This window comes from Moraxella cuniculi DSM 21768 (assembly GCF_900156515.1).
GTDB lineage: Bacteria > Pseudomonadota > Gammaproteobacteria > Pseudomonadales > Moraxellaceae > Moraxella > Moraxella cuniculi.
Map to the genome: position 1 here is coordinate 47,116 of NZ_FTNU01000007.1, position 15,978 is coordinate 63,093.

The 15,978-nt window shown below is 44.8% G+C and carries 15 protein-coding genes and 1 pseudogene; all 16 read right to left on the minus strand.

The features are described 5' to 3' along the window. Positions 1 to 217 precede the first annotated feature (217 nt). Positions 218 to 1,561: an acetyl-CoA carboxylase biotin carboxylase subunit gene (gene accC, locus BW928_RS05435; RefSeq protein WP_076555228.1), complete on the minus strand. Its 1,344-nt coding sequence runs from the start codon at positions 1,559 to 1,561 to the stop codon at positions 218 to 220. Between the two features lie 11 nt (positions 1,562 to 1,572). Then, complete coding sequence (gene accB, locus BW928_RS05440; RefSeq protein WP_076555229.1) at positions 1,573 to 2,004, minus strand: acetyl-CoA carboxylase biotin carboxyl carrier protein; 432 nt, start codon at positions 2,002 to 2,004, stop codon at positions 1,573 to 1,575. Between the two features lie 190 nt (positions 2,005 to 2,194). Continuing rightward, entirely contained in the window at positions 2,195 to 2,830 is a 636-nt protein-coding gene (locus BW928_RS05445) for an LOG family protein (RefSeq protein WP_076555230.1), read from the minus strand. A 12-nt stretch (positions 2,831 to 2,842) separates the two neighbouring features. Then, on the minus strand, positions 2,843 to 4,078 hold the full coding sequence (locus BW928_RS05450) for a ribonuclease D (protein WP_076555231.1): 1,236 nt from the start codon (positions 4,076 to 4,078) through the stop codon (positions 2,843 to 2,845). A gap of 31 nt (positions 4,079 to 4,109) precedes the next feature. Continuing rightward, positions 4,110 to 4,703 carry a recombination mediator RecR gene (recR, locus tag BW928_RS05455; protein ID WP_076555232.1) on the minus strand — a complete coding sequence of 198 codons (594 nt, stop codon included), beginning with the start codon at positions 4,701 to 4,703 and terminating at the stop codon, positions 4,110 to 4,112. Positions 4,704 to 4,706: 3 nt separating this feature from the next. Continuing rightward, a pseudogene (locus BW928_RS05460) lies at positions 4,707 to 5,042 on the minus strand (YbaB/EbfC family nucleoid-associated protein); the annotation flags it as partial. Between the two features lie 107 nt (positions 5,043 to 5,149). Next, positions 5,150 to 7,426: a class 1a ribonucleoside-diphosphate reductase subunit alpha gene (nrdA, locus tag BW928_RS05465; RefSeq protein ID WP_076555234.1), complete on the minus strand. Its 2,277-nt coding sequence runs from the start codon at positions 7,424 to 7,426 to the stop codon at positions 5,150 to 5,152. 490 nt (positions 7,427 to 7,916) lie between these two features. Beyond that, positions 7,917 to 8,870 (minus strand): 23S rRNA pseudouridine(2605) synthase RluB, encoded by a 954-nt coding sequence (gene rluB, locus BW928_RS05470; protein WP_078310104.1) that lies wholly within the window; start codon positions 8,868 to 8,870, stop codon positions 7,917 to 7,919. A 230-nt stretch (positions 8,871 to 9,100) separates the two neighbouring features. Continuing rightward, positions 9,101 to 9,667 carry an SMC-Scp complex subunit ScpB gene (gene scpB / locus BW928_RS05475; RefSeq protein ID WP_076555235.1) on the minus strand — a complete coding sequence of 189 codons (567 nt, stop codon included), beginning with the start codon at positions 9,665 to 9,667 and terminating at the stop codon, positions 9,101 to 9,103. A gap of 24 nt (positions 9,668 to 9,691) precedes the next feature. Further along, the gene (locus tag BW928_RS05480; protein WP_076555236.1) at positions 9,692 to 10,486 is read right to left on the minus strand and encodes a segregation and condensation protein A; all 795 of its coding nucleotides are present in this window, start codon (positions 10,484 to 10,486) and stop codon (positions 9,692 to 9,694) included. Further along, a complete protein-coding gene (trpS, locus tag BW928_RS05485; RefSeq protein WP_076555237.1) occupies positions 10,483 to 11,541 on the minus strand; it encodes a tryptophan--tRNA ligase in 1,059 nt (352 codons plus the stop codon). Before trpS ends, BW928_RS05480 begins: the two co-directional genes overlap by 4 nt. A 36-nt stretch (positions 11,542 to 11,577) precedes the next feature. After that, positions 11,578 to 12,417 (minus strand): indole-3-glycerol phosphate synthase TrpC, encoded by an 840-nt coding sequence (gene trpC, locus BW928_RS05490; protein ID WP_076555238.1) that lies wholly within the window; start codon positions 12,415 to 12,417, stop codon positions 11,578 to 11,580. Beyond that, on the minus strand, positions 12,414 to 13,508 hold the full coding sequence (gene trpD / locus BW928_RS05495) for an anthranilate phosphoribosyltransferase (RefSeq protein WP_076555239.1): 1,095 nt from the start codon (positions 13,506 to 13,508) through the stop codon (positions 12,414 to 12,416). Before trpD ends, trpC begins: the two co-directional genes overlap by 4 nt. A gap of 38 nt (positions 13,509 to 13,546) precedes the next feature. Continuing rightward, positions 13,547 to 14,170, minus strand: coding sequence for an aminodeoxychorismate/anthranilate synthase component II (locus BW928_RS05500; RefSeq protein ID WP_076555240.1), 624 nt, complete (start codon positions 14,168 to 14,170; stop codon positions 13,547 to 13,549). Between the two features lie 364 nt (positions 14,171 to 14,534). Then, a complete protein-coding gene (locus tag BW928_RS05505; RefSeq protein WP_076555241.1) occupies positions 14,535 to 15,104 on the minus strand; it encodes a DNA-3-methyladenine glycosylase I in 570 nt (189 codons plus the stop codon). Further along, a complete protein-coding gene (cysE, locus tag BW928_RS05510) occupies positions 15,104 to 15,907 on the minus strand; it encodes a serine O-acetyltransferase (protein ID WP_076555242.1) in 804 nt (267 codons plus the stop codon). The genes BW928_RS05505 and cysE overlap by 1 nt, the downstream gene beginning before the upstream one ends. Positions 15,908 to 15,978: the final 71 nt, after the last annotated feature.

Sequence of the window (15,978 nt, forward strand, 5' to 3'; positions counted from 1 at the left end):
CCCTGTCATTTAATCAGCAAGCTGGGTTTGATTCATTGTTGTAAATAAAACAGCGATGATAAATTGCAAGCTGGGCTATTGTTGTGGCAAGCGAATATATCCAAAGCAAAAAATAACTGGTCTTAGTATCTTTAATGGGAAAGAGCTGGTAGGTGGGATTTTTAATAAATTAAACAATCAGGGCAGAAAATTAATCAGCCCTGATTGTTAGAAGTGGTTAAGCCTTTTTTAGCATATGCCCTTCAAGATAATGAATATTTTGTGCCTCTTCACAAAATGCCTCATCTTGCAAAATGACATCTCGGTGGAGCGGAATGTTGGTTTTGACACCACCAACCACCAGTTCGTCCAAAGCGTGCAATGTCTTAGCAATGGCTTGGCGACGAGTCTGTGCATGGCAGATCAGCTTGCCAATCAAAGAGTCATAATAGCTTGGAATGCGGTACCCTTGGTACAGATGCGAATCAAAGCGAATGCCAGAGCCACTCGGGGTAAATAGCTGTTCAATTTTGCCGGGTGAGGGCATAAAAGTCTTGGGGTCTTCGGCATTGATACGGCATTCGATGGCATGACCACGAATGGTGATTTCATCTTGATGATAAGACAATCCATAGCCTGCGGCAATTTTTAATTGCTCAACCACAATGTCAATACCTGTAATCATCTCGGTAACAGGGTGCTCAACTTGCACACGCGTATTCATCTCAATAAAGAAAAATTCGCCATTTTCGTATAAAAATTCAAAAGTACCCGCACCTCGATAACCGATTTGTTCGCACGCACGCACGCAGGCTTGCAAAATCGGTGTGCGTACATCATCAGGAATATCAGGAGCTGGTGCTTCCTCAAGCACCTTTTGATGACGGCGTTGTAATGAGCAGTCGCGATCAAATAGATGCAAGGCATGACCGTTACCATCGCCCAATACCTGTACCTCAACATGGCGAGGATTTTTTAGGAATCGCTCCATGTATACCGTATCATCGCCAAATGCACTTTGAGCTTCGGTTTTGGCAGCTTGTACTTGGTTGAGCAGCTCTTCAAAGCGTTCAACAACACGCATACCACGACCACCGCCACCAGCTGCGGCTTTGACAATCAAAGGAAAACCGATTTTTTTGGCTTGTTCTTCGGCGTTATGAATGGTGATGGCACCGACCGAACCTGGTACAGTTGGCACGCCAGCTTCTTTCATGGCATTAATGGCAGAGACTTTATTGCCCATCAAGCGAATATGCTCAGGGTGTGGACCAACAAAGGTCAATCCTGCTTCTTCGACACGCTCGGCAAACTCGGCATTTTCGGACAAAAAGCCATAACCTGGGTGGATTGCATCTGCCCCTGTGATTTCGGCAGCGGCAAGCAGGGCATTAATATCTAGATAACTCTGGGCAGAAGGTGCGTTGCCGATGCAGACCGCTTCATCAACAAAACGCAAATGCATCAGGTCTTTGTCGGCAGTGGAATACACACCAACGGTTGCAATGCCCAGTTGCTTACAGGCTCGGACAATACGCAGAGCAATCTCGCCACGATTGGCAATGAGGAGTTTTTTAATCATGGCACATCTCGTTAGGCTTTGTAGCGGATAACAGGTTGTCCAAATTCAACCACTTCGGCATTACTGACCAAAATTTCTTCGATAATGCCACTTTGGGTGGCTTCTAGCGGATTCATGATTTTCATTGCTTCAATGATGCCCAAAGTATCGCCAGCTTCAACTTTTTGACCAACCTTGACAAATGGAGGATCGTTTGGACTAGGTGCAGAATAAAACACACCAACCATAGGCGAAGTTTCGATTTTGCCGCTGATTGTTTTGCTGGCGGCAGGTGCAGGAGTGGCAGTAGTGGTAGCAGGAGCGACAGCTTGGGGGGCGACAACGGTTTGGACGGCGGTGTTGCGTGTAAGACTGATGTATTTGTCGTCATGACCATATTCTAGGTTTAACAGATCTTTTTCTTCCATCAGATCGACAAGTTCGCGAATTTTTTTGATGTCCATCAGGATTACCTTTGCTAAAAAGTGAAAAACAGGCTAACTGTCGAGCGACTGCAACAACAGCGAGCAAAACAATGCAAGAACACCGGATTTGATGCCAGCGTCAAATATCTTTATATAGTGTACATTCGTTTTATTTTATTGCAAGTGTTTTTTGCAATATTTTGCTACAAAATTGTCAAAAAGGGCTTTTTTAGGTGAATTTTGGCACGATATAGTCGCTATCATCAGCCAGCCACTTAGGCTTGACCCATTTTTGTGATTCAACAAATTGATAGTTTGCCATCTGATGCAATAAATCGTCAATGGTGTTGGCAACACAGACCAGATTCATGTTGCTTGCTGGCATAAAGTCTGTTTCTGCGGTTTGTTCCAGTAACTTTAGCAAGGGGTCAAAAAATCCATCAATATTCAGCACACCAATGGGTTTGTTGTGTTGGCGAAGTTGTGCCAGTGAGATGACCTCAAACAGTTCTTCATAAGTACCAATGCCACCGGGTAGGGCAATAAATGCCTTGCCAAGCTCAATCATTTTTAGCTTGCGAGTTGCCATATCACAAGTAGTGATGAGTTCGCTTAAGCCTTGATGGGCAACCTCTTTGTCCTTTAAAAATTGCGGAATCACTCCAATGCTGGCACCACCGTGTGCCATGATACTGTCTGCCAAAACACCCATCAAGCCAACTTTGCCACCGCCATAGACCAGCGTAATGCGATGTTTGGCAAATGCCTGTCCCAGTGCATAAGCAGCATCACGATAGGCGGGCGTATTGCCCAGATTGGAACCGCAATATACCACGATGTGAGAAAATTTATCGCTATAATTCATTAGATATTCTTATTAATGGTTATTGTTGGTAATTTGTGGTGTATTTAGTACTTGTAAAATATGCTCTTTAAATGGTGTTAATACTGGGAGTAATTTTTCGCATACAAGCTGCTTACGATAACCAAGCAGCTCTCTGGGTAGGTTATCAATATCACCATCATAGGCAACCAGTAGTAACAGATGATTGAGCCAGCGATTTTTTAGTAATAAATTGACGGGAATGCGGTGCGTATCACTGTATTCGCTCAAGGCGGCATCAAGTGGTTTTTTAAAAGGCTTTGCCTTGCTGTGATAAGTAGGGTTTGGTAAGGGTGGCAGGGCATTTTCGGGCAGGGCGTTGGTTTGGCGAATGATACGCACGATCTCATCGCCATGGCGTCTTAGCACGGCACGGTTTAGTGTGGTGCGTGCCAGCAGTTTAATGCTGTCAGGCATTTGCTCAATAATCTCACGCAAGGCTTGCTTGCCAATAATAAAACTGCGAGGTTCGTTGGTGGCACGAGCCAAAGTTTCTCGCCAGATGGTCAGTTGCTGAAGTGCAGCGATTTGACGGCGATTATAAATCGGAACTAATAAATCAATATATAGCACATCATCATTTTGTGTGGCAAGTTCGTGTAATTCATGTGCATAGTGCCGACTGTCCTCTTGAGTGCAGCTTAGAATGTTACGCCGTGCCAATTCATCACAAACCACTTCATAAAGTGCCAATAGATAACGCACATCGTTGGCGGCGTATATTTCTTGTTCGTGTGATAAAGGGCGTGCCAGCCAGTTGGATTGACTTTCGCCTTTGTCAATATTGATGTCTAAAATCTCGCTTAATGCTTGGCTGTAGCCTGTTTGTAGTTTGCCTGACAGGTATGCTACCGCCAGCTGCACATCAAAGACATTGTCAAGCGGTGGACATTTGGCAAGTAGATAAAAAATCCCCAAATCTTCACCACAAGCATACCAAATCATTGTCGGTATTTCTGCCAATGCCTGCCAAAATTCCGTCAAATCAAGGCGTGGAGCATCGACCAAATAAATAGTACTGCCAGTATTCACCTGCACCAATGCCAAAATCGGATAGTAGGTGGTGCGTTTAATAAATTCGGTATCAAGTGCAACTTTGTCAATCCCATCAATTTCATCAATCAGGGCATAAAGCTCATCCTCGGTGCGAACCCAGCGTGTGGGCAGCTGGTCAAGAGCATGGGTGTCAATGGTTGGTTTTGGGGGATTAAAATACGCTGTTTGTGTCATGGTGATTGTTTGGGCGGTTGCTCAGGACGGATTATAAAGAACCACGATTTTGTAGGGCTTGGTGTAGGGTAATGCTGTCGATATACTCAAGCTCGCCACCCATTGGAATGCCTTGGGCTAGGCGAGTGATTTTTGTTACATGATTGCAGACAGCGTCATGGATAAAAAACGCCGTAGTCTGACCTTCAATGGTTGAGCCTGTGGCGATGATTAATTCACTGATGGCCTCATTTTTGATGCGTGCAATCAGCTCATCTATGTGCAAATCGTCAGCATTAATGCCATCAATTGGAGAAAGATGACCACCCAGCACAAAATATCTGCCACGATATGCACCGCTTTGCTCAATCGCCATCACATCGGCGGCACTTTCAACCACGCAAAGTAACGAACTATCACGGCGGGAATCACGGCAAATTGGGCAGATTTCATCATCGCTGAATGAATGGCAATGACGACATTCGATGATCTCTTTCATGGCAATATCCAGTGCGGCTGCCAGATTGATGCCTTGTTGGCGTTTTTTGCTAAGTAATTGCAGTGCCATGCGTTGGGCTGATTTTTGTCCAACGCTTGGTAAGATTTGCAATTGTTTGATGAGATGGTCAAGTTTTGGCGTGAGCATGAGTTAGCCAAACAATCCTTTCATGCTGGGCGGCAAACCCATGCCTGTTGTTGCACCAGCCATCACTTCTTCATGTAGCTCGTCAGCTTGACGCACTGCATCATTAACCGCAGCTGCCACCAAGTCTTCAATCATATCAGGCTCATCACCCATCAGGCTTGGGTCAATAAAGAGGCGTTTGACAACATGGCGACCTGTCATGGTAACTTTCACCAAGCCATTACCAGCTTCACCTTGCACCTCTTTGGTGGCAAGGCTGGCTTTGGCAGCTTCGACATTTTTTTCGACTTGCTTTTGCATGGCTTGGGCTTGTTGCATTAGGGCTTGAATGTTCATACTTTTCTCAAAATTAACTTATTAATCATGTGATAATAATTAAAATCATATCACAAAAAATGCACAGCTAACATTATAGCATAAATTTACCAAAGTAGCGGTGCATTGGACTAAATTTTGCACGCACCATTGGCACAGCCGTCATCAAGGTCGTTTTGGCTGTCGTCCGCACCATCACGCGTGTTGTGATAATAAAGTGTTTTGACACCAAATTTATAAGCGGTCAGCAAATCTTGAATCAAAACCTTCATCGGTACTTTACCACCGTCAAATTTGGCAGGGTCGTAGTTGGTATTGGCTGAGATGCTCTGGTCGATGAATTTTTGCATGATGCCAACCAATCTTAGATAGCCATTATTATCAGGAATATCCCAAAGTAGCTCATATTGGCTCGCCAGTCGCTCAATTTCAGGGACGACTTGTTTTAAGATGCCATCTTTGGACTGCTTGACCGATACCAAGCCACGAGGCGGTTCGATGCCGTTGGTGGCGTTGGCGATTTGGCTAGATGTCTCTGACGGCATAAGGGCTGACAGGGTGGAGTTGCGTAAGCCGTATGTCTTGATGTCAGTTCGCAATGCCTCCCAATCTAGGTGCAAAGGCTCGGTGCAAATACTGTCCAAATCTGCCTTGTAGGTATCAATGGGCAGAATGCCTTGACTGTAGGTGGTCTGCTCAAACCATGGGCAAGCCCCTTGCTCTTTGGCAAGTTTGTTAGAAGCCTTTAATAGATAATATTGTAATGCTTCAAAAGTGCGATGGGTAAGCCCCAGTGCTGCAGCATCCGAATAGCGAGTGCCATTTTTTGCCAGATAATAAGCATAGTTGATAACGCCCACACCAAGCGTGCGTCGGTTCATGCTGCCTCTTTTGGCGGCGATGACAGGGTAGTCTTGATAATCAAGCAGGGCATCAAGGGCACGCACGATAAGTTCGGCAGGTTCTTCAATGTCGCTTAATGAATTGATTTTACCCAAGTTTACTGCCGAAAGTGTACAAAGGGCGATTTCACCTTTGTCGTCATTAATATTATCAAGTGGTGCAGTTGGCAGGGCGATTTCCATGCACAAATTTGATTGGCGAATCGGTGCAATGCTCGGATCAAAGGGGCTGTGTGTGTTGCAATGATCGACATTTTGGATATAGATACGACCTGTGCTGGCACGCTCTTGTAGCATAAGGCTGAACAAATCACGGGCAGCGACTTTGCGTTTGCGAATGTTGTCATCTGCCTCGTATTGATGATAGAGGCGTTCAAATTCTGCCTGATTGGCAAAAAATGCCTCATACAGACCCGGCACATCAGAGGGTGAGAATAGGGTGATTTGTTCGCCTTTAATCAGTCTTGTGTACATGGTTTTGTTCAGTTGCACACCATAATCCATGTGGCGAACACGGTTATCCTCAACACCGCGGTTGTTTTTTAGCACCAATAGGCTTTCGATTTCTAAGTGCCATAGTGGATAAAATAAGGTTGCTGCACCACCACGTACACCGCCTTGCGAGCAAGACTTGACAGCTGCTTGGAACATTTTAAAAAATGGAATACAGCCTGTGTGTTGAGCTTCACCGCCACGAATTGGACTGCCCAAAGCACGGATTGCTCCTGCGTTGATGCCAATGCCTGCCCGCTGTGAAACATAGCGAACAATGGCAGAAGTGGTGGCATTAATACTGTCCAAATTGTCATCGCATTCAATCAATACGCAGGAGCTAAATTGTCTGGTCGGTGTGCGTACACCTGCCATAATTGGCGTAGGTAGCGAGATATAAAAGTTCGAAGTGGCATCATAGAACCGCTTGACATAATCCAGTCGGATTACCTTATCGTAGCTGGCAAATAGGCACATACCCACCAGCATATACAAAAATTGGGGGCTTTCATAAACTTGCTTACTGACTCTGTCTTGCACCAAATATTTGCCCATCATTTGTTCAACGGCGGCATAAGCAAGGTTCATATCACGACTATGGTTGATATAGTCATTTAGCGTGTTAAATTCTGCGATGTCGTAATCTGCCAAGATGTGCTTGTCGTATTTGCCTTGTTCGGTGAGATTTTTGACATGGTCATACAGATGAGGTGGTTCAAACTCACCGTAGGCAATTTTACGCAGATGAAAAATCGCCAAGCGAGCTGCCAGATATTGATAATCTGGTGTTTCGGTTGAAATTAAATCGGCAGCGGCTTTGATGATGGTTTCGTGGATATCACGAGTGCGAATACCGTCATAAAACTGTATGTGTGATTTTAGCTCAACTTGAGATACGGAGACATTGTCAAGCCCTTCGGCAGCCCAAGTAATGACACGGTGAATCTTATCCAAATCAATAGGCTCAAGACGACCATCTCGTTTTGTTACTTTGATTTTATCGATATGCGTCATCGCTACTCCTAAATTGATTATTAACCAAAATTAAATTTATCTATGGCAACATTAAGATATTGCTACAGCTGAATGAAGCAATATGTAAATAATTAACCTACAATATTTAGTACATGGGTAATTTAGGGCTACAATATAGCTGATTTTTTTTGAAAATAAAAGATTGCAACTTTTTTATTTTTGTGATTCATTTGCAAATTTTAATTTTTTCAATAACTTACTTTACGATAAAATTTAAACTTTTTTGTAACCAAGAAAATAATTTTTGCCAATGGGGCATAATGAAGGAAATTTTGCAAATTTTGTATAAACAGCATTATTAAAAAATATAAAATTTTGCCATATTGGCAGCGTGTATGAGTTTGGGTATTTTGTGGTATTTATCAAGTAAAATATAAAATATTATTAAATAAATTTGCAATTTTATCCAATAAATAATAAGCACAAGTGCCAAGCCAAATTGGTTGGCACTTGGGATATTGGGTGGATTTTAGATTTTGCGAAATTTGGCAGTGCGTAAATTTGGCGTGGCTGGTTTGGCTTGCTCATTGTGTTTTTTGCGAACCTCACGAGCTTTGAGCGGTTTTTTGTGAATGCGTGCTTGTTTTTGGCGGGTGGCATGGTTAAGCCCTGTGCCTTGTCGCTGACGCAAACCAACAGATTCAACCAACTTGCCAATTTCTTTGGCATCAAGTTCAATAAAACGACCTGTACGCAATTGGGTTGGCAGCGTGATGACCCCATAGCGTGTGCGAATCAGTCGAGAGACCTTAAGGTTTTGACTTTCGAACATACGGCGAACTTCACGCTTGCGGCCTTCTTTGATGCTGACATGATACCATTTATTGACACCAGTGCCACCACCTTCTTTAATGTCGTCAAATTTGGCAAAGCCATCATCAAGCTGCACGCCAGTGGTCAAGGCCGAAGCAATCTGTGGCGTAACTTCGCCCAAAACACGCACGGCATATTCACGCAGTACCTCATGAGATGGGTGCATCAGTCGATGAGCCAGCTCGCCATCGTTGGTAAATAACAACAAGCCTGATGAGTTGATGTCAAGGCGACCGACCATGACCCAACGATCGCCTGTCAGCTTAGGCAGGCGGTCAAATACCGTAGGGCGACCTTCGGGGTCAGATGCTGAGCAGATTTCGCCCTCGGGCTTGTAGTAGGCGATGACACGACGGCGTTTTTCACGCTCGGCTTTTAGGCGAACTTGCCTGCCGTCAATGCGAATCTCGTCAGTCAATACGGCACGGTCGCCCAAGGCGGCAGTTTGCCCATTGATTGAGATGCGTCCTGCCTTGATGATTTCCTCAAGCCCTCGCCGTGAGCCAAGACCTAGCCGTGCCAGCAGTTTTTGTAATTTTTCGCCAGCAGGTTTGTCGGCATCAATGGTGGGAATTGACGGTTGCGTATCGATTTTTGTGTGATTATTCATAAGCTGTCCTGAAAGTGGAATTTAACATTTCTCAATGTAAAGTAAATTGCTGGTACTCATTGGTAGAATCTGTCAAAAACAGCTACTTGCCAGCAGTTGCTATGATAGGGCATTTGCTGTCTTTTGGCAAGCATTTGACAAAATAACCAATCATGGCATGGTTTTATGACTTGATATTGACTGATGATTGATTAGAAATTCTTCATTAATTTGGTAAAACAAGTGATGTATCATGACAAAGATTTTAATCGCTCCAAATCTGGCAAGGGTGGCAAATCATCAAGCGTATCCAAGCCAAATGCGTCCAAAAATGCCTTGGTGGTGTGCAGCAGTGCAGGGCGACCCAAAGTGTCTTTGTGTCCTTGTTCGATAATCCAGCCTTTGTCAAATAATTGACGCAAAATATTACTCGATACAGTTACGCCACGCACTTGCTCAATGTCGGTGCGAGTAACGGGCTGCTTGTAGGCAATGACGCTTAGGGTTTCAAGCAGGGCTTGGCTTAGGTTTTCAAGACGCTCTGGAAATACCTGCTGAATCAATCCACTGTAACTGTCTTTGATTTGTAAACGATAGCCGCTGGCGGTTTTGTTTAAAGCCAGCACGCCATGGCTAAGCCGCTCTTGTAGCACTGCTAAGGCATCATTAAGCTCTGATTTACCAATCATCAAGTGCTTTTTTAGGTCGTTGTCGGTTAGCGGTGTTTCGCTGGCGTGTAGCAAAACCTCAATGTAACGGCTAAAGGTTTCTGCCTTTTTGTGTGCTTGTAAAAAATCAGGTTTTTGGGTGTCGCTCATTGCTTGCTCGTGTAACTAAAAATCTCAATGTAGCCAATGCAGTGATTCATTGGCAATATCCGTGTTGTCATTATCTGCATGATTAAAACCGATAAAGCCCCGCTTAATCAGCTCAAGCACTGCCACAAAGCTGACAACAACGCCTATTTTGCCTTGCTTTTTATCAAGCAATTCGGCAAAACTACTCACGCCTTTTTCGCTGAGCGTGCGACTAATCATGGCAATGCGTTCGGACAAAGGAACGGTGTCAGCTTGCACCGTGTGCATGGTTGGCTCGGGGCGAATCTGCATGGTAATCAAGCTATTAATCAGCAAATCTGGTGAATAATTGGGCAGCTCGCGTTGCATTGCTTCATGGTTTGGCATACTGGCAAAAGCCAAAAAGACATCTCGCTCAAGCCGCAATAAGCCATCAATACGATGGGCGGCCTCTTTAATTTGGGCGTATTCTTCCAATCGCCGAATCAAGCGAGCCTTGGGACTTGCCTCGTCATCACTGATTTCAGGTTGTGGCAATAATAATTCAGACTTGATGGCGATCAGCGTGCTTGCCATCAACAGATAATCACCTGCCAACTCAAAATAAGCCTCGTCCAAATCTTGAATATAGCTCAAATACTGCTCTGTAATTGGCAAAATTGCCGTTTCTGTCAGGTCAAAGTTATTTTTTTTGACCAAATATAGCAAAAAATCAAGCGGCCCTGCAAATTGCTCAAGCCAAATGGCAAATGCCTGAGGAGGAATGTACAAATCCTCAGGCAGATTGAGTACAGGCGTATCAAAAATGCGTACGCCAATATCAGAAGAGGCTGTTGTCATTTAAGTTTCGCCAGTGGCTTAATTCCGATGGCACGCCTAGTTTTGTCCAGTTGTTTTTGGGCAACTCGGCGTGCTTTGACAGCACCCATTTGCAGAATTTCTTCAAGCTGCTTTGGGTCATTCATCAGCTGTAGATAACGCTCACGATAAGGGGCAATTTCGCCATTGATTTTGTCGAACAAAATTTGTTTTGCTTCGCCCCAGCCGATGCCACGCCGATAATGCTCAGCCAAGGCATGAATTTCATCATCGCTGGCAAATGCCTTATAAATCTCAAAAATTGTGCAATTGTCAGGGTCTTTTGGTTCGCTGGGTGCTTGCGAGTTGGTTACGATTTGGGCGATTGCTTTTTTTAGGGCTTTTTCGGGATCGATTTGAGGATTGCCATCGCCAAACAAAGGAATGGTGTTGTTGTAGCTTTTTGACATTTTGCGACCGTCAAGCCCTGTCAGCAGTGGCGTATTCTCATCAACAATGGCTTGAGGTTCAACAAACAGTGGCTTGTATTTAAAATTAAAACTCCCTGCAATATCTCTTGCCATTTCGATGTGCTGAATTTGGTCCTTGCCAACAGGCACATGGGTGGCATTAAACATCAAAATATCCGCCGCCATTAATACAGGATAGCTAAACAATCCCATGCTGATGCCGTAATCAGGATCGGTGTCTGGTTTGGTAAGGTTGATATCCACTGCTGCCTTGTAGGCATGGGCTCGGTTCATTAGCCCCTTGGCACAAGAGCAGTTTAGCACCCAAGATAATTCAGCAATTTCTGGAATGTCTGATTGGCGATAAAAAGTTACTTTTTCAGGATCGAGACCGCAGGCAATCCAAGTGGCAGCAATGGCTCGTGTAGAGCGGTGGATTTCGTCAGGGTCAAAGCATTTGATGATGCCGTGATAGTCAGCCAAAAAGAAAAAAGCATCGCCGTCATTTTGCTCATGGGCGGCATTTGCCGAGGCAATGGCAGGGCGAATTGAGCCAACATAGTTACCCAAGTGGGGAATGCCTGTGGTGGTAATGCCTGTGAGAATGCGTTTTTTGATTTCGCTCATAATGTACTCTAATTATTAAAATTTTCTAAAATATTATCAAATGTCAGCCAAGAGAGAGGAAAGGGCTGCACCTGCATTGTCAGTTCTCATGAATTGTTCACCAATTAAGAAATGGTGAATATTGTTGCGTTGCATCAGCCTAATATCATCACTGGTATTAATGCCGCTTTCGCTCACCACCAAAGCATCATCACCCAAAGCGGCAAACAGGCTTTGGCTTAGGCGAATGCTGTGTGCCAAATCTACCTCAAAAGTATGCAGGTTGCGGTTGTTAATGCCGTAGATATTGGCAGGCGACTGTGGCAATTGCAATGCACGCTCAAGCTCAAGCTCATTATGGATTTCGATCAGCACATCAAGCCCAAGCTCGGTCGCACTTTGGTGCAGGTGTTTGAGTGTGGCATCGTCCAAACAAGCCATGATAAGCAAGATGCAGTCAGCACCGATGGCAGCAGATTCGATAATTTGGTATTCATCAACCATAAAGTCTTTGCGTAATACAGGCAGGCTGACAGCTGTGCGTACATCAATCAAATATTGATCATCGCCTTGAAAATAGTCGCGATCGGTCAGCACAGACAGGCAGGTTGCTCCTGCTTTTTGATAGCCGATGGCACTTGCAACGGCGTCAAAATTTGGGCTAATGATACCTTTTGAGGGCGAGGCTTTTTTGACCTCAGCAATGATACCAACTTGGCTGTTGGTATCAACTTTGCGTAAGCTGTTGGCAAAACCTCGCGGGCTGTGATTTCTGGCAATGCTTAGCAGTTCCGCTTGGCTTTTTTGCTGCTTAGCGATCGCAACCTCTTGATGCTTGGTTGCGATAATTTTTTGTAAAATGCTTGGCGTGGCGTTTGTTAGAGTTTGCTTTGTCATGATAGGCTCACCGATTGGGTAAATTGGGCTAGCTCATTGAGTTTATCAAGTGCAGCCGAGCTGCTTAGTATTTGCATGGCTTTGGCAACACCTTGTGCGTGCGTGTCGGCAAGTCCTGCCACATAAATGGCGGCACCTGCATTGATGGCAATCATCGCACGAGCTTTTTGGGTGATGGCATCATTGTGCGTGCCAGCAAGTGCATTTTGGATAATATTTAGGCTCTCGGCAGCGTTGGCAACTTGCAGCCCTTGCAAATCCTGACTGGCAATGCCAAGCTCTTTGGGGTAGCTGATATAAGTGTCAATAACACCATGCTTTAATTCTGCAACATGAGTACCTGTTGCAAGGCTGAATTCATCAAGACCATCTTGGGAATGTACCACCATCACATGAGTCATGCCCAATTTGGCAAAAACTTCCGCCAAGGGCTGGCATAATTTGGCATCAAAAACACCAACAACTGCTCGCTTGACTCTGGCAGGGTTGGTTAGCGGCCCTAAAATATTAAAAATCGTTCGAGCCTTTAACTGTTGGCGGACGCCGATGGCATGACGCATGGCTGGGTGATGGTTGGGGGCAAACAAAAAACCAATGCCCAACTGGTTGATGGCATCGCGAGTATGAGCAATGTCGATGTCCAAGCGAAGCCCTGCAAGACTTAATAAATCCGATGAGCCAGAGCTGGTAGAAACGCCACGATTGCCATGTTTGGCAATGCTTACGCCTGCTGCTGCTGCAACAAATGCCGATGCGGTCGAGACATTAAATAAATTTGAGCCATCACCCCCTGTGCCAACAATATCAACTGCATTGGCGTCGTCAATTTCAATGGTATTGGCAAGCTCAAGCATGGCATTGGCACAGCTGACAATCTCCTCAATGGACTCACCTTTTTGTCGCAGTGCAATCAGGATTGCCCCCATCAGTGCATCAGGACAGCGTCCCTGCATGATAATCAGCATGACTTGGTGCATTTGCCATGCGGGCAAATCTTGATTATCAAGCAGGCTTGACAGTGCTTGGGTGAGAATTTGTTGGACTTGTTCATCGCTTAATTGGGCGATTTGTTCAGGGCTTATGTTACTCATGCGTGTTCAATCATTTGCTGCTTGGTTGTGGTGTGAAATTAGGCAACTTGTGGCAGTTGGTCGTCGCCCAATACGGCAAGGTTGTGCTGCTTTAAAAAATTATTCAACAGCTGATAGCCGTGTTCGCTAAGAATGGATTCTGGGTGAAATTGCACCCCTTCAACCGCCAATTCTTTGTGGCGAACTCCCATAATTTCTTGCATACTGCCGTCAGCATTGTTGGTCCAAGCGGTGATTTCTAGGCAGTCTGGCAATGTGTTTTTGTCAATAACCAGTGAGTGATAGCGTGTGGCTACAAAGCCATTGGGCAGATTGGCAAACACCCCTTGTGCCTGATGATGAATGTTTGACAGGCGACCATGCATTACCTCGCCTGCACGCACCACTTGACCGCCAAAGGCTTGACCGATTGCCTGATGACCAAGGCAAATGCCCAAAATGGGAATTTTGCCAGCCAATTGTTGCAAAATCTCAAGACTGACCCCTGCCTCACTGGGGCTACAAGGGCCCGGCCCAATGATGATTGCCTGCGGTGCCAGTGCAATAATGTCCGCCAGTGTCGTTTCGTCATTACGCCATACGGTGATGTCTTGTTTTAATTCGCCAAAATATTGCACAATATTGTAAGTAAAGCTACAGTAGTTATCAATCATTAAAATCATTTTAATACAACCTGTTAAATGAATTAAGTATTTTATCCATATTTTAGCTTGCGACAAGGCTTTGGGCGATTTGTGGCAACCATGTGGTTATTTTACCACTTTTTTGGCGGTGGTAAAATACCGAATGTTACCAGTTTGGCAATGGCAAATGGTTTGGGCATTAAACAACCATTTGTGTATCAATGCTGATAGTATTTACCAAATTAACAATAAAATTTAAGAAAAATTTAGTAATTTTTACAGATTTATGCTTTTAATCATTTGCCAACAATCAATAGATTGGTCGATTCCAAAACTTTCTATTAACTTAATATAAATTATTAAATTAAATTTCTTACAAATTAATCACTACTGATTGCGTTGATTATTTATTGGCAAATTGACAATCTATCAAATGATCATTGACCATGCCAACCGCTTGCATAAAGGCATAGCAGGTAGTTGCACCAACAAATGCAAAACCGTCTTTTTTGAGCTGCTTGGCAAGTTTGGCGGAAATTTCGGTTTGTGCAGGAATTTCGGCAAGCGTTGCAGGGTGGTTGATGACAGGCTTGCCGTCAATAGTGGTTATGCTCCACAGATAGTCGCTAAAACTGCCGTTTGCCTTGATGGCAAGATAGGCTTTGGCATTGTTGATGATGGCACGAATTTTTCCACGATGGCGAATGATGCCGTCATTTTGTAGCAATTCGTTGATTTTTTGATCGTCATATTGGGCGATTTTGGCAGGGTTAAACCCATCAAAGGCTTGATAATACTGCTCACGGCGTTTTAGGATGGTAATCCAGCTTAGTCCTGCTTGCATGGCCTCTAGACACAACAGGGCAAAGAGTGTTTCGTCATCATAGATGGGCTTGCCCCATTCTTCGTCATGATAGCGAATGTACAATGGGTCAGACAGGCACCAAGTGCAGCGGTTTATCGGTGTATTCATCAGATATAAAACTCAATTTGACTGTCCTGATCGCCCAGTACATCAAGATCATCTTTGCAGAGTGATTTTAGGCTCTCGGCATGAAAAGTGGGGTCAAGGCGTTTGATTGCCTCGCTTAGCTGACAGATTTGCTTGTCTTGGGTCTGGATATGAGCAAGCAAGGCGGCGATGCTGGAGGCAACAGGGTCTTTGGCATCTGGCTTTAGCCCATAGGCGGCAAATAATGCTTGTGATTGAGCTGGGTGGGCAGAGGGTGCTGGTGCGGATTCTTTGACAATCATGCGAGCGGCATTGCCAACCATTGTAGCACCAGCAGGCACGGGTTTGACCACAACGGCATTTGAGCCAATCTTGGCATCATCACCAACTGTAAAGCCGCCGAGTATTTTTGCACCAGCACCAACGACAACATTATTGCCAAGCGTAGGGTGGCGTTTGGCACCTTTTTCCCAAGAGACACCGCCCAAGGTTACGCCGTGATAAAGCGTTACATCATCACCGATTTCGGCAGTTTCGCCAATCACCACACCCATGCCATGATCAATAAATAATCGTTTGCCGATTTTGGCGGCAGGGTGAATCTCAATGCCCGTGGTGCAGCGGCTAAGGTGCGACAGGCTGCGTGCCAAAAATTTATATTCAGCATTCCAAAGGGCGTGGGCAGCACGGTGCATGATACGAGCATGAATGCCGGGATAGGTCAGTAAAACCTCTGATTTGGTGCGAGCGGCAGGATCGCGAGTTAGCACCGCCTCTAGGTCATCATTGATGGCTTGTGTTAATTGGCGTAGTTTTTTTAGCATAAATGAGTTACCTTAAATCTCTACATGATACCGTCCATGGTGCGGTTTGGCAAATTTTGTGTTGGCATATC